Raw genomic sequence first — 18,658 nt, 5'->3', positions numbered from 1 at the left:
CTTTGCCCAAAAACTTTTGGCGTGGGTTATATCGCCAAGATCGCAGCCTGCGGCAGCTCCACAGAGGAATGCGCTCGGCGGAGCTGCCGTAAGTTCGGGCCGCGTTCGGACGATCTTGGCGGTTTAGGCCGCTGCACAAAGGTCGGGGAATTATCGAAACTCCCCGGCCACCAGCTTATTTCACGGTCGAGTAATCAATGCCGTACCACTTGGTGGACCGAAGAAGGAAAGCGCTTTCTTGCCACCGCCGGTGATCTGCCAGAGCGGATGCGTGCGGAAACTCAGGCGAAGGAGTCGGGTAATCGAGACAACTGCCGCCTGCTGCTGCAGGACTTTTTGGCCGGTCTTTGATACGCAAATTCAACCGTGACCCAGCATACGAATCAGCTTGCTCGATCTGGGCCATCAATCGTGAAACGTGAGGACGATCATGCAGAAGTTAACTTTTAACGATTGGGAAACCAAATCAGCACAGCTGGAAATCGAAGGACGCGCATTCGTTAATGGCGCCTATGTGAACGCTGTGGCTGGGGGTGTATTCGAGTGCATTAGCCCAGTGGACGGACGCTTCCTCGCCAATGTGGCCAGTTGCGAAGCTGCGGATGCGGAGCATGCGGTGAAGGTTGCGCGCGCAACATTCGATTCCGGGGTGTGGTCTCGCTCGTCGCCAGTTTCGAGGAAGCAGGCGATGCTCCGGTTCGCTGATCTACTTGACCAAAACGCAGAGGAACTGGCTCTGCTGGAAACTCTCGACATGGGCAAGCCCATCTCGGATGCGTTGAATGTCGATGTCCCTTGTGCGTCCGCAGCCATCCGCTGGAGTGGCGAGGCGATCGACAAAATTTACGACGAAGTTGCTGCAACTCCGCACGACCAATTAGGCCTCGTCACTCGTGAGCCAATTGGCGTTGTAGCAGCCATCGTGCCGTGGAACTTCCCGCTGATGATGGCTTGCTGGAAATTGGGCCCTGCACTCGCAACTGGTAACTCTGTAATTCTGAAACCGTCGGAAAAGTCGCCTCTTACCGCTATTCGCGTTGCCCAGCTGGCAATTGATGCCGGCATACCTGTAGGTGTTTTTAACGTCCTGCCGGGCTATGGGCATACCGTAGGTAAGGCACTCGCTCTGCATATGGACGTCGATACGATTGTCTTCACCGGCTCTACCAAGATCGCCAAGCAACTCATGATCTACGCCGGCGAATCCAACATGAAGCGCGTATGGCTGGAAGCTGGGGGCAAGAGCCCTAACATCGTTTTCGCCGATGCGGCCGATCTTCAAACCGCAGCAGAGTCGGCTGCCGGCGCAATCGCTTTCAATCAGGGAGAGGTCTGTACCGCAGGTTCCCGTCTTCTCGTCGAGCGCTCGATAAAAGACAAATTCCTTCCGTTGGTCATTGAGGCGCTGAAGGGCTGGAAGCCTGGTAACCCGCTCGATCCTGAAACTAACGTGGGCGCTCTGGTCGACACTCAGCAGATGAATAACGTGCTGTCCTACATTGAGGCTGGTCACAAGGACGGCGCCAAACTGGTGATAGGTGGCGAGCGCGTTCTTCAGGAAACCGGTGGAATGTATGTGCAACCCACTATTTTCGACGGTGTCAGCAACGCGATGAGAATCGCTCAGGAAGAGATTTTCGGGCCGGTTCTGTCAGTTATTACGTTCGATACGGTCGAGGAAGCTATATCGATTGCGAACGACTCCCCATACGGTTTGGCCGCTGCAGTTTGGACTGCAGATATCTCCAAAGCTCACCTCACGGCTAAAGCTCTGCGAGCGGGCAGTGTCTGGGTCAATCAATACGACGGCGGCGATATGACTGCCCCATTTGGTGGCTTTAAACAGTCGGGGAACGGTCGCGACAAGTCGCTCCACGCGTTTGATAAGTACACCGAACTCAAAGCCACCTGGATCAAGTTGTAATGGAGCTCGTAATGGCCGTTCAAAACACTGTTCTTTTCCGTCAACATGCATTCATCGATGGTGAGTGGGTTCACGCGGATACCAGAGCCTGAAGTTGCTCGGCATCCAACTCAACTTCGGAGCCATTCCGCACGCCCGGCCAAAAGAACCGCCCTTGTTGTAAACGCCGAGCCGCAAGCCAGATTCCCACGCTGTCGTGAACCAGCACTTTCATGCGATTGGCGCGGCGATGGGCAAACAGATAAGCACAGTGCGGCTTCGCCGCACCGAACACCGCCACGACCCGCGAAAGCGCGGTGTCGGTACCGGCTCGCATGTCCATGGGCTCGGTGGCGAGCCAGATGGAGTCGATGCGAATCATCGCAGCAGGTCTCGCAGGAAAGCGGAACACGCTGCTGCATTCTCTGCCGGCCAACTCACAACGACTACGCCTTTTGAATGCGGCACTTCGATTCGGATCGTGGCAGGCAGGGCCTGATGCATCGGCACCGGCGGCGATGTCTTGACCGGGATGAAGGCTGTTTGGAGTGTCAGATTTTTGTAACCGCTCCATTAACCCCACGTTTAAAGCTGACGCTTGATGCCCGAAGCTGTGCTCCCGATTTCTCCCAGGAGCCAGAACGTCATGATGCGACCCGACGCTAAAGTCGAAAAGGTGTACCTCTACCCCAAGCCCGTGGACTTCCGAAAATCCATAGACGGCTTGGCCGTCCTGGTCGAATTGGATATCAAAGTCGCGGTGTTCGACCCGGTGCTTTTTGTTTTTCTGAATCGCCACCGTAACCGAGTGAAAATCCTCTACTGGGAGCGCAACGGCTTTTGCCTTTGGCTCAAGCGCCTGGAATCCGAGCGTTTTAAAACATCGCCCGATGTCTCCGACGAGGCCATCGTGTTAAGCGTCCAGGAATTGAACTGGTTGCTCGACGGCTTTGACCTGTGGTGCAACTGCCCTTATCAGGTTTTGACTCCAAGGTTCGTTGCCTGACGGGTATAATCCGCGGCATGATTTCGATGCCCGCGCGCCTTCCTGATGACCCGGAACTTCTCAAGCAAATGCTGCTTGATGCGTTCGACGCGCTGGCTTGTCAGCAGGAAGTGGGTCAAGCTTACGAAACCCATATTCTTGACCTGAAAGAACAAATTAAGCTGCTGCGCGACCGTTTGTTCGGTCGCAAATCCGAGCAGACCGTTGAACCCAACACACCTCAACTGGCGTTGTTCAACGAGCCCGAAAGTGAGCCGATGTCTCTGGTCGGCGACGCCGACGAAGATGTCGTAGCCCCGACTCCACGTCGCGGCAGGCACAAGCCGCTGCCTGCCGATCTGCCGCGCATCGAAGTTATCCACGAACTTCCCGAGCATGAACTGACCTGTGCCTGCGGTTGCCGCAAGCATGTAATCAGTGAAGAAACCAGCGAGCAGTTGGACATCGTGCCGATGCAAATCAGGGTGATCAAACACATCCGTAAAGTCTACGAATGCCGGGGTTGTGAAATGGCGCCGGTCACCGCTGACAAACCTGCTCAGTTAATCGAAAAGAGCATGGCCAGCCCGGGCGTGCTGGCCATGCTGCTGACCACCAAGTATGTCGACGGCTTGCCGCTGCACCAATTTGAACCCGTACTTGCCCGCCACGGCATAGAAATCCCTCGCCAGACCCTAGCCCGCTGGGTCATCCAGTGCGGCGAACACTTGCAACCGCTGAACTTGATGCGTGATCGGTTGCTGGAAAGCCCGATCATCCACGACAATGAAACTCGTGTTCAGGTACTTAAAGAACCTGATCGAGACCAGTCAATCTTGGATGTGGGTGCAGGCCTGCGGGCCTCCTGAGCGAAAGGTCGTCTTATTTGATTACACCTCCAGCCGTGCGCAGGACGCGGGTGTCCAGCGCCTCGGCGTTTAGCATGGCGGCGATATAGCCATGGCCGTATTGGGTTTTTTCTTTAACTTCGGTTGCGGTGATCGCTTGCTCAACCTCATAGATTCGTTGCTCGCAACGTTCGCGAAAGTCCTTTAAGTCCAGCTTGCTATAAAAGGGCATGGTGAGCCTCCTTGTGTGCGGATCGACGGCCAGCCCTCGTACTCCTTGAGAACGTGAACGGTTTACAGCATAGCGTATGAATTTTCCCATTTACTCTCGTCTCCTCTGCTACAGCACGACCACTCGGGCAAGGTCGTTCAGCAGAAACTCCCGCTGAGCAGGGGATAAGATTTTCAACCTCTGTAACTGCTTTATGAAGCCAATTGCTAGGCCATACCGACGCGGTGAGTGACGAGGTCAAACTGTGGCAGGCACTGACGCCAGGCCGTCCCAATGCATGAAAAGCAGTGCAGAAAAATCGTTCAGCAAAACAAAGTCTGAATAACCGCCCCTGTTTCGGCAACGGCGAACTCTAACTGAGCCTTACGTTGGTTTTTTGTTCCGTTACTCCTCAAACCCCAACGACGGCAAAGTGATCGACCTGGATGCACTCGTGGCCGGGTTAAATCTGGGGTGACGGAATTTTCTGGGGTTCCGGCTTAGACCCCCGGTTTGGGTTTAGAACCCCTAGTTGCAATTAATGTGAGCCTGCGCAAATGGATGCAAGCACGTGCCGCTGGATGCAAGCTCAGTCGCAGTTAATGCGAGCACAGGTGCTGCTTCAATCGCAATTAATCCGAGCCTGAAATAGCGTTGATTGCAAGCATGGCCGTTTTCGATTGCAAGCCGCTACAGCTATGGGGCTTGGGCTGGCGAACAGTTAAGCATCGAGATTTTGGATGAAGTAATGGTGTTAAAGCCAGTCCGCGAATACGACTACCGTACCCTAATGTTTGAGGCCTCAATCGACACGAACCGGTCGGGTGACCCGCGGTAACCGAATGCGGTTCAATGCCAGGCGAGCGAGCCAAGTGAGAGTGCCCACTTACATCGACTTGACCGACACCACTTCCACAAACCTGAATTTTTTTCTGGCCGTCTTGGTAGCTTCTTGCTCTGCAACTAGGGAGCTCAGCGTATCGGCCTCATGTACCATCTCGTGCATCTTGCCTTCAAATTCATTTCCCACCCGCAGCGTGACTCTCAGCCTGGGCGTGAAGCCTTTTGAGACTATCTTTTTCTTCACTGCCTTTACCGGTTGCACGATCACGACATCCGGGACGGAATCTTGCACGTGTGAGTTAATTGCCGGCGCAGGGGAGTCAGAATCACCGAATAGCGCCCGGCGCATCTCTTCTTCCGTCAATTCTTTATTCATACCATTTCTCAGAAGGGCGTTATCTATAACCTGACCGATTCTATCAGCATGGCCGGACTCACATTTTCGAAATATTATACTTCGGCAAAGTCCGTCCAGATCTCCCCCTCAAACTTGTCGACTGTATGGGTTGCTCACCCGGAACGACCCACAGAATTATTTGAAGCCTACGCTACCGATCCACGCCGACCAGGCGTTGAAGCGTTTGTAGACCGAGTTCCAGCAGCCGAAGGCGCGGGGCAGGTCTCGCCAGGGGCAGCCCACGCGCATTCGGTAGAGCATTCCCTCAACTGTCATCCGCAGATCTGACTTGTGATAAATCGCTTGTTGAAGCAGAATTTTTTCCAGCTTCGGCCAAAGCTCGTCACTGAGCATCAATCGGGGCATTGCAAACCCGCAGGATTTTTCAGAAGGAAGCGTTATCAAGATAACGCCTCCCAGGGCTGGCATCTCAGGCAATGGGGATCAATGGATCCGCCGCTGCCCACGCTGCATCACGGTTGGCGGCCGGAGGGTAGATCCACACAGTGTTGATCTGCGTCTTGAGCGATTTGCCTTCCTGCCGGGTCAACTTGACCTGGCGATCCCATCCTTCGGTGTAGACCGCACCCCAGCCCCCCAAGTCCAGGCAGGTGACGTACTTGGGCTGACTGTACGAGGTCGGATCCACACCTAAAATCTGCGCGGCAACGTTGTTGCCAGCGTGGCGGCCCAGGACGATGGCGTGCTGGCAAGTCATCAGTACATGGTTGCCAAGGTCATCGGTGGCGGCGTAGGCAACATCGCCGGTGGCAAAGATGTCTTGCTGGCCGATGACTTTCAGGTGGGAATCCACATGCAGACGACCGAGGCCATCGCGTTCACCTGGGATCTGCTCGGTCAGCGAGCTGGCCCGCACACCAGTGGTCCAGACCACGGTCTTCGCTTCAATACGTTGACCATCGTCAAGGGTTACCCCATTTTCATCGATTGCTACCACAGACGATTTCAAGCGCCATTTCACCCCTAGCTCATCGCTAGCCTCGGCGATCGACTTGCTGATTTCGGCCCCCATTGACGCCCCGACTTTTTCACTACGATCCACGATGATCACTTCTATGTCCGCATGATCACCTAGTATGGCCCGCAGACGAGCCGGCATTTCGGTCGCCGTTTCAATGCCGGTGAAGCCGCCGCCAGCAACCACTACAGTGTTGCGGCCTTTGCTTTCTGGAAGGCCTGTCAGGGACTTGAGGTGGTTCTCCAAACGTACGGCTTGCTCGATCTGGTCCACATCGAAGGCGTATTCCGCCACACCTTGAGTGTTGGGCATCGCGAGCCGGCTGCCAGTGGCTAGGACAAGTTTGTCGTAGCTGCGCACTTGCTTGGTGCCAGAGGTATCGATGTAACCGACACATTTTTGCTGAACATCGATGGTCTCTGCGGCTCCCTTGATGAACTTGACACCTACCGCATCGAACAGCTCGCCAATCGGCGCGACCAGTCGGTGCGCATCAGGCTCGTAAAAACGCGGACGGACGCGCAACTCGGCCTGAGGGGCCAGCACGGTCACTTCAACGTCGTTGTGACCATGTATGTCGAACAGGCGCGTTGCACTCAAAGCCGTCCACATGCCACCGAAACCTGCGCCAATAATCAGAATCTGCTGTTTCATTTTTAACCCCTGGTGGGAAGTGATGAATTCGTTGAAGAGTCACGCTTATCGGTAGCGGACGTGAAGCCGGAGCAAGGCGACCCTAGAAGACAGTCACCGTTGAATCTCTAGAAACAACGACTATATTGGTCGTAGTTTTTAGTGGCAAGATATTTTTCATGAGCCTTCTGAGCGAATTTATGAAAAAAATTTATGAGCAAAGACTACTCAATACAATATTTTCACCACAAAATTAGGCGCTTACGTGATTTTTAAAGGTAGAAAGGCCCATGTCACAGCGTGCGAGGATCGTTGCCCACCTCACTAATCGCTGCTAATATATGCGACTAATTTAGTCGGAGATATAAATGTCTCTTTACAGCGCGGGCGTTGAGTACGGCATTCACTGCCTGATTTTTTTGGTGGGCGATGGCGGCGAAAGCCGTGAGGCGAGCGTGCGTGATCTTGCAGAATTGCAAGGCGTACCTCTGGATTACCTGGCGAAGATCTTCACCAAGTTGGCCAAGTCCAAACTGGTCGTAGCAACGGAAGGTGTGCGCGGTGGGTTCAAGCTGTCGAGGCCTTCTGACGAAATCAGCATTCTTGATATCGTCAACGCCATCGACGGCCAGAGGCTCATTTTCGATTGCAGGGAGATTCGTGGCCGCTGTGCTCTGTTCGAAGGCTCTCCGCCTGCCTGGGCGCTAGACGGCCATTGCTCGGTTCACGCGGCGATGATGACGGCACAGAAACGCATGGAAGAAGCCCTCGCCCAACAAACTATTCTTGATCTTGCAAGAAAGGTCGGACGAAAATCTCCAACTGACTTCCCGGCCCAGGTAGGCAGATGGATAAACGATCGTCGAGAAAAGAAAAGCAGCGCGCAGACTTCTGACGACCGGACCATCCAAGTGACCGACATTTCGGACTGAGTAATCGGCGGTCTCAAGGAGCAAGTGCAGCACTTGATGTAAGGTGTTGCCATGTCTACCCAATACAACCACCTGAGTACCGAGGAGCGCGTCACCATTATGGTGATGCTATTTCAACGGCAGACGCTGCGAGCTATTAGGCCGGCATGTGAAACGTCAACAGGCCCTAGGGAAATGTCATCTATTGCTTCGACGGTCGAAGGTGTGGACTTCTCCAACTCGTATGTCGGATCGAACGCTCTTCAGAACACCACCACACCAAACCTGGTCACGTCCTACATCATTCTCAAGCCATTCGGCGATCGGTCGCGTAGTGCCGAGGAAATCAACGCAGAGCTGAATGCCAAGTTCGCGGCCGTCAAAGACGGCGCGGCCTACGCTTTGCTGCCACCTCCCATCCAAGGGCTTGGGAACGGCACTGGTTACTCTTTGTTCCTGACCGACAGAGGCGGGTTGGGATACGGTGCACTTCAACAAGCGTTGGAAAAATTCCAGGCAGAAATCGCCAGTACTCCAGGCATGACCTTCCCGGTCAGCTCGTACCAGTCGAACATTCCACAGCTGGAAGTTAAGGTTGATCGGACCAAGGCTCAAGCCCAAGGTGTAGAGCTCACTGCCATCTTTGACACCTTCCAGACCTATTTGGGGTCGGTCTATGTGAACGACTTCAACATGTTTGGCCGCGTGTACCGCGTTATGGCCCAGGCAGACTCGAGCTTCAGGCAGAAGGTCGAGGACATCAGCAGTCTGCGCGTACGGAATGCGCTAGGCGAAATGGTGCCTATCGGTTCGATGGTCAACATCGTCTCCACCTTTGGGCCTGACCCGGTCATGCGCTACAACGGGTACCCGGCAGCGGATTTGATCGGCGATGCCGACCCTAAGGTTTTGTCGTCGGGCGAAGCCATCAAGAAGCTGGAAGAAATTGCCGCCCGGACTCTACCTCGAGGAATCGAGCTGGAATGGACCGACCTGAGCTATCAGCAAGTAACCCAAAGCAACACCGCCGCGATCGTTTTTCCGATCGCCGTCATGCTGGCTTTCCTCGTCCTGGCAGCGCTCTTTGAGAGCTGGACGTTGCCGCTCGCAGTCATCCTGATCGTCCCTATCTGCATGTTCGCCGCATTGACCGGTGTATGGCTGGCCGGCGGAGACAACAACGTGTTCGTGCAAGTCGGCCTGGTAGTACTCATGGGGCTGGCCTGCAAGAACGCCATTTTAATCGTCGAGTTCGCTCGGGAGTTGGAGATGCAAGGGCGCGAAACTATCCAGGCTGCGCTCGAAGCCTGCAGGCTCCGTCTGCGCCCCATCATCATGACGTCTGTCGCGTTTATTACCGGCGCAGTACCGTTGCTGATAGGCACTGGGGCGGGTAGTGAAGTACGTCATGCCACCGGCGTAACAGTGTTCTGCGGGATGCTCGGCGTGACGTTCTTCGGGCTGTTTTTGACGCCCGTATTCTACGTCGCGCTTAGAAAGCTGGGCGCCACTACCTGATCACCCAACGAGTATGGCGCCTCTCGACGCCGGGAGTATGACCCATGGCTAAGGTGAAAAACGGGTCTCTGCCATTGCTGATGGCAATCCTCCAGGGATGTACCGTCGGGCCTGATTTCCATCGGCCGGATACTTCCCAAGTCCCTGGTGCATTCACACAAACAGGTGCATCTTACGCCGCGCAACCCGAGGCCACGCCTGCTGACTATGAATTCTGGAGCCGTTTCAAGGACCCTCAGCTCACCTCATTCATCAAGGCGGCGCTGGCGGCTAACTATGACCTGCGTACAGCAGTGGCGAATTACGATGCAGCCAATGCTGTACTGCGGGTCGCCAAGTTCGATCAGATCCCGACGGTTACCATGTCTGCCGCGGCGGGGCATCAGAGGCTCAGCACCGACGAAGCAAACGGCACAGCGCGCAGCAATGATGTGTACTCGAACAAGGCATCGCTGAACTGGGAACTGGACTTCCTCGGTCGGGTTCGCCGCTCGGTCGAGTCGCAAAGATCTGAAGTGGCTGCGAAAGCCGGCGAGTTGCAAGCCATGCAAGTGGCGGTGGTCAGCCAGGTTGCAACAGCGTACATCGATCTGCGCGGCGCCCAAAAAATGCTTAGGCTCTCCCAGGCGAACGCAGCTAGTCAGCGCGAAACGCTAAGCATAGTGCAAGGCCGACTGGAGGCTGGTCGGGGTTCGTCCTTCGACGTGTCCAGAGCGCACGCGCAGCTCGATACGACGCTTTCGCGCATTCCGCAACTGGAAGCCAGGGTTGCGGTGAACAGGCATAGGCTAGCTGTGCTAGCGGGACTGGCACCTACAGCGCTGGATGCACAATTGCAAAGCGATGCCGACCGGCCTGAGGTACCTGAGTACATTGATCCAGGAACCCCTGCGAACATCATTCGTCGCCGTCCCGATGTGGCATCGGCTGAGAACCAGCTGCACGCGGCAACAGCGCGAGTAGGTGTAGCCACGGCTGACCTCTTCCCTCGCATCAGCTTGGGCGCGGTAGTCGGTGCCTATTCGTTTACGGGCGGATCCCTGTATTCCAGCAGCAGTGAGTCCAACGTGGCTTTACTCGGAATCGACTGGTCGTTCCTGGACGTGGGGCGGGTCAGGAGCCGAATAGCAGCTGCGGACGCTGAAGCAGCAGCTCGCCTGGCTGGATACCAGCAGACTGTGCTGGGAGCGCTGGAGGACGTCGAAAACGCGTTGGTACGTTTCGGCAGGACGAAGGACGAAAACGCAAGGCTGATGAGCGCGGCGGCTGAATGGGAAAAGGCCGCCGCGCTATCCAGCGCCAAATACCAAGCGGGAGCCATTGAGCTGTTCGAGCTTCTGGACATACAGCGCTCGGTCTATGAGGCGCAAATTTCGGAAGCTGATAGTCAGGCTAGGAGCGCGACTACCGCTGTCGATTTGTTTGTGTCTCTTGCCGGGGGATGGCCTCAGTACACCCCCCCACCGTCCAGCCGTTTGAACTGACCAAATGAGTAACGCGGGGATGCATGTCCCTTGCGTTGCCCATCTCGCAAACCCTACTCGCCGGCGAAAGCTCTGGACTGTCTAACCTACACCCAAAGCGGTAGCTCCATGATGGCGGCTTCCAGGGCGAGTTGGTTTTTGAACGAGCCCCATGAAAGATAGGACACCGTTTCCCCCTTACGATAAGGGATAGGCAAACGGTTACGGTACTCACACGCTACGGCGAACCAAGGCATCGCTGATCAATCGCAGGACGAAGAACCTGAGAGCTGTCCAACTCCTGCTTGGTCATACGAAGCTTGAAAGCACGGTCAGATACCTGGGAATCGATGTCGATGATGCCCTGGAAATGGCGGAACAGACGGAAGTCTGACCATCCATAGTCAGGGCAGCAGTTATCGACAACGCTGTGGGATTCCAGACAGTGCAGGATTATCTGAAACGCATTGAGTACGGGCTCTAGCATTGAACCCATTACCCTGGTCTGACCTAGGAAAGGCACGGCTATCACCTATCGATCACCTACTTTGACACTATTCCAGATATTGAAATCACTCGGTTTGGCAGGAATTCAGCCAGAGAAGATTGACAGTCAATGATGATAGGTAGGATTGACAAAAAAATAGGAAAATGGGGAAAGGATTGACAGACATCACCGTCGATTTATTGAGGAGACGCAAAGAAGATTGACACCTTAGGGTGTCGCACGACCCCAAGTATGTTGGTCAACTCCATGGGGCTCAAGATTCAGTCTCTGGCGATGGATGATCGCGGAGTGGAAGAATCGAGGAGGGGCGAGCTTTCCCACATCTTGAAGTATCGAGATCGCCGCATCTTGTAAACCAAATTTTGTACTTGTTAACTACTAAAACTTACAGTGCAGAAAGTAGGTTTACAGGGTGGTATGAAATGCTGATTTTGCAAGATGATGAAGGGACCTCAGCGAATTCCTCGGCTCCCCACAGAGCCTGAAACCTACCGCAATGTTTTGCGCATATACGAGAATGCAGTCCAGGGAACTGACGCTGCAACTGCGTAAAGCCCGAAAGACCATCGTCAACTTGGTGTAGGCGCATGCTGAGCATGCCCAAATGCTTGGGTCATCGTGAGGACACTCGACAAAGGTTAGGGCCATTTGCTCGACTTGTTCTTTCGGTGTCGCTGCGTTCAACCATTCCCGGGTCTGCTCCGGCGCGATGATCCTAGGTCAAGCTTCTCGGTAGCGCGGGTGATGCCGCCTTGCAGCGCTTCGCGGGATTTATCTTCTGGCGGCAGTTGCGCCAGCAGACGATTCCAGTAATCGATGGCGTCCTGGTAACGCTCGCCTTCGAAGGCTGCGATGCCCAGTAGGCCAAGGCTGGTGACTTCCCTTGGATCAGCCTTGAGTGCTTCGTCGGTCAGGGCCTGAACCTTGTTCGACCATTTTTTGTTGTCGGCAAAATACTGTGCCTGCGCCCATTGACCGAGCAGCTCGGGCTGACGGCCGGCCAGGCTCACGGTGCGCTCGAAGATCTTCGCCGCATCCGCCGGGCGATCCTGAGCCATGTACGTGCGACCGAGGAAGTACATGCCTTCAGCGGATTCCGGCTGAGCGGCGACCGCGCGTTCCAGGCGACGGGTCATCTCTTCCATCGACTGTGGCGCCTGAGCGAATTCGCGGGTCAGTTCGACCTTGTCGCTGGCGCCAAAATGCAGGTACAGGCCAAGACCCAGCACCGGCACCAGAATGGCTGCCAGCAACGGCAAGGGTTTGCCCAGACGCGACACCCGTGGCGCTTCAGCGCCTTCGGTGTCAGCCAGCAATTCACGGGCCGCTTCGGCGCGACCGGCGTCCACTTGCGCCGCATCGAGCACGCCCTCTTCCTGCTGAGTCTGCAACTCAGCCACGCGCTCCTGATACAGCGCGACATTCAGGGCGGTACGATCCTCTTCACGCTGGGCGCGACGGCTGCGCAGCACCGGGATCAGCAGAAAACTCAGGGCGACCAGAAGCAACAGCCCTGCGGCGAGCCAGAAATCAATCATTCTTGGGTTTTATCCAACAGTTGGTCGAGGCGCTGACGTTCTTCGGTGGACAGCGATTGCGGGGTTTCGGCGCGCTGCCCGCGACGCCGGCGGACGATCACCGTGATGATCACGACACCGCCCAGCAGTAGGCCGGCGGGGCCGAACCAGAGCAAGGCGGTCTTGGCATTCACGGCAGGTTTGTAGCGGACGAAATCACCGTAGCGATCGACCATGAAATCGATGATCTGCTGGTTGTCCTTGCCCTCGCCGAGCATGCGGAAAACCTCTTTGCGCAGGTCGGCGGCGATCGGTGCGTTGGAGTCGGCGATGTCCTGGTTCTGGCACATGAGGCAACGCAGCTCCTTGGTCAGCTCGCGATAACGCTCGCGATCAGCCTCCTTGGCAAACTCGTAGGCGTCGATGGCGGCGTGGGCCACGCCCGCCAGGCTCAAACCCAGGACAACGGCAGCGATCCAGCGCTTCATGGCTTGGCCTCATCGACCAGCGCCTGATACTTGGCCGCCAGTTTTTCGCGCCAGACCACTTCGTCGATCACGCCGACATATTTGTCGCGGATGATGCCTTTGGCATCGATGAAGAAGGTTTCCGGAGCGCCGTACACGCCGAGGTTCAGACCCAGGGAGCCCGCCTCGTCACGGATGTCCAGCTGGTACGGGTTGTGGAACTCCACCAGCCACTTCAGGGCATCGGCGTTGACGTCCTTATAGTTGACGCCGTAGATCACCACGCCTTGCTGGGCCAGTTTGTTCAGCACTGGGTGTTCGACCCGGCAGGAAATGCACCAGGTGCCCCAGACATTGACCAGCGCTGGCTTACCCAGAATGTCGGCCTTGGTCAGGGTCTTGTCACCCTGCACGGCCGGCAGGGAAAACGCCGGGAATGGCTTGTCGATCATCGCCGAGGGCAACTCGGCCGGGTCCAGGAACAGACCGCGGTAAAGAAAAACAGCCACCACCAGAAAAATCACCAGTGGCAACAGCATCAACCAACGTCTCATGCCGTGGCTCCCGTCATGCCCAGTGCTTCACGCACACGGCTTTTCACCTTGACCCGGTAACGGCGATCCAGCGCCGCCAGCAGCCCGCCCAAACCGGTGAGCAGACCACCGAACCAGATCCAGCGCACGAACGGTTTGACGTGGACGCGAACGGCCCAGGCGCCGTCGCCCAACGGTTCGCCAAGGGCGACGTAGAGGTCACGGGTGAAACCAGCGTCGATCCCGGCTTCGGTCATCACCGAGTTCTGCACGGTGTACAAGCGTTTTTCCGGGTGCAGCACGCTGACTTCCTTGCCGTCGCGGATCACCCGTACGGTGCCCTTGTCGGACGTAAAGTTCGGGCCTTCGAAGTGCTTGGCGCCTTCGAACACAAAGTGGTAACCGCCCAGGTCCATGGACTCGCCCGGTGCCAGACGCAGGTCGCGCTCGGCACTGTTCTGGCTCGACAGCACGACGCCGAGGGCGCACACGGCGATGCCGAGGTGAGCGACCTGCATGCCCCAATAACTGCGGGTCAGCGTCGGCAGGCCTTTGATCAGGCCTTTGTGGCGAGTTTTGTCGAAGATGTCACGCACGCCGGCCAGCAATACCCAGGCCGCGAGCATGAAGGTCGCGATCACCGCCCAGTTGAAATCGCCATAAGCGACGCCAGCCACCACCGCCAGCGCGGCGCTGCCGAGCAACACCGGGGTCAGCATGTTGAACAGCCATTTGACCGGGGTGTCTTTCCAGCGCACCAGCATGCCGATCGCCATCACCAGCATCAGTAACGCCATCAACGGAATAAACAGCGCGTTGAAGTACGGCGGGCCGACCGACAGCTTGGCACCGGTCATCGCATCCAGAATCAGCGGGTACAAGGTGCCGAGCAGGATCATCGACGCCGCCACCACCAGCACCAGGTTGTTACCCAGCAGCAGGGTTTCCCGGGACCAGAGGTTGAAGCCGACGTGGCTTTTCACGACTGGTGCGCGCAGGGCGAACAGCGTCAGCGAACCACCGACCACAAACAGCAGGAAGATCAGAATGAACACACCGCGCTCAGGGTCGGACGCAAAGGCGTGAACCGAGGTCAGCACGCCGGAACGCACGAGGAAGGTCCCGAGCAAGCTCAACGAGAAGGCAGCGATGGCCAGCAACACGGTCCAGCTCTTGAATACGCCACGTTTTTCCGTGACCGCCAACGAGTGAATCAGCGCCGTACCCACCAGCCATGGCATGAAGGAAGCGTTTTCCACCGGGTCCCAGAACCACCAGCCGCCCCAGCCAAGTTCGTAATAAGCCCACCACGAACCGAGTGTGATGCCGATACCGAGGAAGGCCCAGGCGACGATGGTCCACGGACGCGACCAGCGCGCCCACGCCGCATCAAGACGACCGCCGAGCAGTGCAGCAATAGCAAACGCGAACGCCACGGAGAAGCCGACGTAACCCATGTACAGCATCGGCGGGTGAACGATCAGGCCGATGTCTTGCAGCAACGGGTTAAGGTCACGACCGTCCGTAGGAATCTGCGGCAGGATACGGGCGAACGGGTTCGACGTGACGATTAGGAACAGCAGGAAACCGGTGCTGATCATGCCCATCACCGCCAGCACGCGAGCCAGCATCACTTGCGGCAACTGCCGGGAGAACACCGATACCGCGAAGGTCCAGCCACCGAGGATCAACGCCCACAGCAGCAACGAGCCTTCGTGAGCGCCCCACACCGCGCTGAACTTGTAATACCACGGCAACGCGCTGTTGGAGTTGCTGGCAGCGTAATCCACCGAGAAATCGTCGGTCATGAACGCGTAGGTCAGGCAACCGAAGGCAAACAGCAGAAACGCGAATTGCCCCCAGGCGGCGGGCTGAGCGAGGCTCATCCACAAGCGGTCACCGCGCCAGGCACCGAGCAACGGCACCACGGCCTGAACCAGCGCGAAACACAGCGCCAGAATCATCGCCAAGTGGCCGAGTTCAGGAATAAAGAGTCCGGACGTCATCGATCAACCCTCCTTCGCGGGCGTTGGGGCAGATTGACCGCTGTCTTTCAAAGCCTTGGTCACTTCTGGCGGCATGTACTTCTCATCGTGCTTGGCCAGCACTTCGTCGGCCACCACCACGCCGTCGGCGTTGAGCTTGCCCAAGGCAACGATGCCCTGCCCTTCACGGAACAGGTCCGGAAGGATGCCGCGGTAGCTGATGGTCACGGATTTGTTGAAGTCGGTGACAATGAATTTCACGTCCAGCGAATCGCCGGAACGTTGCAGCGAACCTTTCTCGACCATGCCGCCCGCGCGGATGCGCGTGTCTTGCGGGGCTTCGCCGTTGGCGATCTGGGTCGGGGTGTAAAACAGATTGATGTTCTGCTGCAGGGCGCTCAGGGCCAGGCCGACAGCAGCGCCGACACCCACCAGGATCGCGAGAATGATGATAAGACGCTTTTTGCGCAGCGGATTCACTTGCCGTTCTCCCGGCGCAGACGACGCGCCTCTTGTTGCAGATACCGCTTGCGGGCCAGGATTGGCGCCGCCACGTTGAGGGCCAGCACCGCCAGGCAGATGCCATAGGCTGACCAGACATACAGGGCATGATGGCCCATGGCGAGGAAGTCGCCGAATGAAGCAAAACTCATCGCGCGGCCTCCAGACTGTTCTGCACTTCGGCCTTGACCCAACTGGCGCGGGCTTCGCGCTTGAGCACTTCAAGGCGCATGCGCAGCAGCAGCACCGCGCCGAAGAAACAGTAGAAACCCAGCACCGTCAGCAGCAGTGGCAGCCACATCTCGGCCGGCATTGTCGGTTTTTCGGTGAGGGTGAAGGTCGCGCCCTGGTGCAGGGTGTTCCACCACTCCACCGAGTATTTGATGATCGGGATGTTGATCACGCCGACAATCGCCAATACCGCGCAGGCCTTGGCGGCACTGTCACGATTGCTGATGGCGTTGCCCAGCGCAATGAGACCGAAGTACAGAAACAGCAGAATAAGCATGGACGTTAGTCGTGCATCCCAGACCCACCATGAACCCCAGGTCGGTTTGCCCCAGATCGCCCCGGTGACCAGCGCCACGGCGGTCATCCAGGCACCGATGGGCGCCGCGCACTGCAGGGCGACGTCGGCCAGCTTCATCTTCCACACCAGCCCGACGATGCCGCACACGGCCAGCATCACGTAGACGGATTGCGCCAGCATGGCGGCCGGAACGTGGATATAGATGATGCGAAAGCTGTTGCCTTGCTGGTAGTCCGGTGGCGCGAAGGCCAGGCCCCACACTACACCAACGCCGATCAGCAGCAACGCCGCGACGCTCAGCCACGGCAGCAGTTTGCCACTGATGCCGTAAAACCATTTGGGCGAGCCGAGCTTATGAAACCAAGTCCAGTTCATTTTGTTTCCGATGGAAAACGGGTCGGAGCACGGTCGCCGGGCGATCACATGGAACATGTCCCGGTCACCTCGACGACAGCGCTCCCACGCTCGCTCCTCAAGGATGATTGGGTGTTTGCGCAGCGGCTAAATAGCGGCGTTCGCGCTCGAGCATTATCTGTTTCGGTGCTTCGCTCCAACGTTGAAGTTCGGGGCTGAACCACCAGGCGACGATGAACGCGGACACCATTAGGGTCATGGCGATAACCATTGCGGCGAACATGAGCTATTCCTTTTTCGAGGGTTTGTAGAGGGTGCGCAGATAGGCCACGACAGCGGTTCTCTGCTCATCGGAAAGCATCGACTTCCAGGGCGGCATGGCCGTCCCGGGCACACCGTTGCGCAGAATGTTCTGCAGATAATCCGGGTTGCCTTGCTTGACCTGGAAGTTGGTGGGGCGGGGCGACAGGCTCTGGGAGGCGGGGCCATTACCCTTTCCGCTGGCCCCGTGGCAGCTGACGCAGTTGGCGTCGTACAGCGACTTGCCCAGTGCGACGTCGGCGGGTTGTGCGGGTGCAGTCTCTGGTACGTGCAGGCTTTGTACGTAGAGGGCAAGTGCAGCCAGGGTCGAGCTGTCGAGGTCACGCCAGGCCGGCATGGAAGTCGCGGGCCGTCCATTCCACAACACGTCCGCCAGACGCTCCGTGGTGAAGACCGCATCCCGCAGGTTGGCCGGGCGTGGCAGCAATGACGGCGCCGCCGGGCCATTACCTGCCCCCTCGGTGCCGTGGCAGCTCGCGCAGTTCAATGCAAACGCGGCGGCGCCCTGACGCAATGCAATCGCCCGGTCACTGTTATTGGCAGGCATGACCAGCCCCGGCACCGCGCCATCCAATTGAGGCGTGGCGGCGATCGGGTTCTGGCGGGCATTGAGCGAGGCCGCCATCTCTTCGGCCATCATGCTGTCATGCGCAGTGTCGGAGTCCGCTACCGGCTCGTCGGGCTTGGGTTGCTCAACGGCGGTCGGGTCGTCGTATCCCGACACCTTTCTCGCTCTGCCGAGCGATTGCAGGTAGGCCACCAGATTGAGGCCTTCCGACGTCGGCTTGTCGGCGGCGCCCTCGAAGAGCCACGGATACCCCGGCATGACCGAATCACTCACCACATACCGTGGGTTATACAGGTGAGTCAGTTGCCAGTCGTTGGTGCGCACGCCGGTTTCCCGGGCTAGGTCAGGGCCGATACGACGGGTACCCCAGAGTTGCGGGTAGTCGTACTTGGTCTCCCAGGCTTCGGTAGGAGTACCCCAGCGAGCCACGTCCTGTTCGACGAAACGCACCTGTTGGGTATGGCAATAACCACAGCCCTCGCGGCCGTATACCGCCCGGCCGCGTTCCTCCTGTGCGGTGTAGTCGCGCATGTTGGCAGGGGCGCGTAAATCGATGTTCTTTTGCAATTCCTTGCCCGGCAAAACGCCCAGCAGCATGAACGACAGGATGAAGAAGCCGATGCAGGCCACGAAGATGATGAGGTATGCGCTGTTGAACAGACGATGTTTGACGATCGTTTGCAT

At 57.4% G+C, this 18,658-nt stretch carries 16 protein-coding genes and 5 pseudogenes; 7 read left to right on the top strand and 14 right to left on the bottom strand.

Features of this window, described 5'->3' with window-relative positions:
- Positions 1 to 430: 430 nt before the first annotated feature.
- Positions 431 to 1,924 (top strand): aldehyde dehydrogenase, encoded by a 1,494-nt coding sequence (locus ACYZT0_RS16505; protein ID WP_462042146.1) that lies wholly within the window; start codon positions 431 to 433, stop codon positions 1,922 to 1,924.
- A gap of 70 nt (positions 1,925 to 1,994) precedes the next feature.
- Here ACYZT0_RS16505 and tnpB (ACYZT0_RS16500) read toward each other — a convergent pair whose 3' ends face one another.
- Complete coding sequence (tnpB, locus tag ACYZT0_RS16500) at positions 1,995 to 2,477, bottom strand: IS66 family insertion sequence element accessory protein TnpB (RefSeq protein ID WP_462042145.1); 483 nt, start codon at positions 2,475 to 2,477, stop codon at positions 1,995 to 1,997.
- Positions 2,478 to 2,504: 27 nt separating this feature from the next.
- Between tnpB (ACYZT0_RS16500) and tnpB (ACYZT0_RS16495) the strand changes: the two genes are divergently transcribed.
- Both tnpB (ACYZT0_RS16495) and tnpC read left to right on the top strand, forming a co-directional pair.
- The gene (gene tnpB, locus ACYZT0_RS16495; protein WP_462042144.1) at positions 2,505 to 2,909 is read left to right on the top strand and encodes an IS66 family insertion sequence element accessory protein TnpB; all 405 of its coding nucleotides are present in this window, start codon (positions 2,505 to 2,507) and stop codon (positions 2,907 to 2,909) included.
- Positions 2,910 to 2,926: 17 nt separating this feature from the next.
- Positions 2,927 to 3,821, top strand: a pseudogene (gene tnpC / locus ACYZT0_RS16490) (IS66 family transposase); the annotation flags it as partial.
- On the opposite strand, the gene ACYZT0_RS16485 reads toward tnpC, so the two are convergent.
- The 4 genes and pseudogenes from ACYZT0_RS16485 to ACYZT0_RS16470 all read right to left on the bottom strand — a co-directional run bounded on the left by ACYZT0_RS16485 (position 3,771) and on the right by ACYZT0_RS16470 (position 6,820).
- Complete coding sequence (locus ACYZT0_RS16485) at positions 3,771 to 3,968, bottom strand: hypothetical protein (protein WP_462042143.1); 198 nt, start codon at positions 3,966 to 3,968, stop codon at positions 3,771 to 3,773. The pseudogene tnpC and the gene ACYZT0_RS16485 sit on opposite strands and share 51 nt — an antisense overlap.
- Positions 3,969 to 4,833: 865 nt before the next feature.
- Positions 4,834 to 5,166, bottom strand: coding sequence for a hypothetical protein (locus ACYZT0_RS16480; RefSeq protein WP_462042142.1), 333 nt, complete (start codon positions 5,164 to 5,166; stop codon positions 4,834 to 4,836).
- A 183-nt stretch (positions 5,167 to 5,349) separates the two neighbouring features.
- Positions 5,350 to 5,553 (bottom strand): annotated as a pseudogene (locus ACYZT0_RS16475) (transposase); the annotation flags it as partial.
- 64 nt (positions 5,554 to 5,617) lie between these two features.
- Complete coding sequence (locus tag ACYZT0_RS16470; RefSeq protein WP_462042141.1) at positions 5,618 to 6,820, bottom strand: NAD(P)/FAD-dependent oxidoreductase; 1,203 nt, start codon at positions 6,818 to 6,820, stop codon at positions 5,618 to 5,620.
- 347 nt (positions 6,821 to 7,167) lie between these two features.
- Here ACYZT0_RS16470 and ACYZT0_RS16465 point away from each other — a divergent pair, with 347 nt between their 5' ends.
- The 4 genes and pseudogenes from ACYZT0_RS16465 to ACYZT0_RS16450 all read left to right on the top strand — a co-directional run.
- The gene (locus ACYZT0_RS16465) at positions 7,168 to 7,731 is read left to right on the top strand and encodes an RrF2 family transcriptional regulator (protein ID WP_462042140.1); all 564 of its coding nucleotides are present in this window, start codon (positions 7,168 to 7,170) and stop codon (positions 7,729 to 7,731) included.
- A 168-nt stretch (positions 7,732 to 7,899) separates the two neighbouring features.
- Positions 7,900 to 9,228 (top strand): annotated as a pseudogene (locus ACYZT0_RS16460) (efflux RND transporter permease subunit); the annotation flags it as partial.
- 44 nt (positions 9,229 to 9,272) lie between these two features.
- On the top strand, positions 9,273 to 10,712 hold the full coding sequence (locus tag ACYZT0_RS16455) for an efflux transporter outer membrane subunit (protein ID WP_462042139.1): 1,440 nt from the start codon (positions 9,273 to 9,275) through the stop codon (positions 10,710 to 10,712).
- 202 nt (positions 10,713 to 10,914) lie between these two features.
- Positions 10,915 to 11,085 (top strand): annotated as a pseudogene (locus ACYZT0_RS16450) (tyrosine-type recombinase/integrase); the annotation flags it as partial.
- Positions 11,086 to 11,903: 818 nt separating this feature from the next.
- Here ACYZT0_RS16450 and ccmI read toward each other — a convergent pair.
- From ccmI to ACYZT0_RS16405, 9 genes and pseudogenes are all read right to left on the bottom strand, one after another.
- Positions 11,904 to 12,737 (bottom strand): annotated as a pseudogene (ccmI, locus tag ACYZT0_RS16445) (c-type cytochrome biogenesis protein CcmI); the annotation flags it as partial.
- Complete coding sequence (locus ACYZT0_RS16440; RefSeq protein ID WP_462042138.1) at positions 12,734 to 13,204, bottom strand: cytochrome c-type biogenesis protein; 471 nt, start codon at positions 13,202 to 13,204, stop codon at positions 12,734 to 12,736. The pseudogene ccmI and the gene ACYZT0_RS16440, both read right to left, overlap by 4 nt.
- Entirely contained in the window at positions 13,201 to 13,737 is a 537-nt protein-coding gene (locus ACYZT0_RS16435) for a DsbE family thiol:disulfide interchange protein (protein ID WP_462042137.1), read from the bottom strand. The genes ACYZT0_RS16440 and ACYZT0_RS16435 overlap by 4 nt, the downstream gene beginning before the upstream one ends.
- Entirely contained in the window at positions 13,734 to 15,722 is a 1,989-nt protein-coding gene (locus tag ACYZT0_RS16430) for a heme lyase CcmF/NrfE family subunit (RefSeq protein WP_462042136.1), read from the bottom strand. Before ACYZT0_RS16430 ends, ACYZT0_RS16435 begins: the two co-directional genes overlap by 4 nt.
- Before the next feature lie 3 nt (positions 15,723 to 15,725).
- Positions 15,726 to 16,181 carry a cytochrome c maturation protein CcmE gene (gene ccmE, locus ACYZT0_RS16425; RefSeq protein WP_008026817.1) on the bottom strand — a complete coding sequence of 152 codons (456 nt, stop codon included), beginning with the start codon at positions 16,179 to 16,181 and terminating at the stop codon, positions 15,726 to 15,728.
- Positions 16,178 to 16,354, bottom strand: a complete 177-nt coding sequence (gene ccmD / locus ACYZT0_RS16420) for a heme exporter protein CcmD (protein ID WP_008145547.1) — start codon at positions 16,352 to 16,354, stop codon at positions 16,178 to 16,180. The genes ccmE and ccmD overlap by 4 nt, the downstream gene beginning before the upstream one ends.
- Positions 16,351 to 17,106 carry a heme ABC transporter permease gene (locus ACYZT0_RS16415; RefSeq protein WP_462042135.1) on the bottom strand — a complete coding sequence of 252 codons (756 nt, stop codon included), beginning with the start codon at positions 17,104 to 17,106 and terminating at the stop codon, positions 16,351 to 16,353. Before ACYZT0_RS16415 ends, ccmD begins: the two co-directional genes overlap by 4 nt.
- 97 nt (positions 17,107 to 17,203) lie before the next feature.
- Positions 17,204 to 17,368: a hypothetical protein gene (locus ACYZT0_RS16410; RefSeq protein WP_462042134.1), complete on the bottom strand. Its 165-nt coding sequence runs from the start codon at positions 17,366 to 17,368 to the stop codon at positions 17,204 to 17,206.
- A gap of 3 nt (positions 17,369 to 17,371) precedes the next feature.
- Complete coding sequence (locus tag ACYZT0_RS16405) at positions 17,372 to 18,658, bottom strand: cbb3-type cytochrome c oxidase subunit II (RefSeq protein WP_462042133.1); 1,287 nt, start codon at positions 18,656 to 18,658, stop codon at positions 17,372 to 17,374.

Source organism: Pseudomonas sp. ZS1P83 (genome assembly GCF_054897825.1).
The sequence above is the reverse complement of the archived record's forward strand: the minus strand, read 5'-3'. Positions and strand labels throughout refer to the sequence as shown.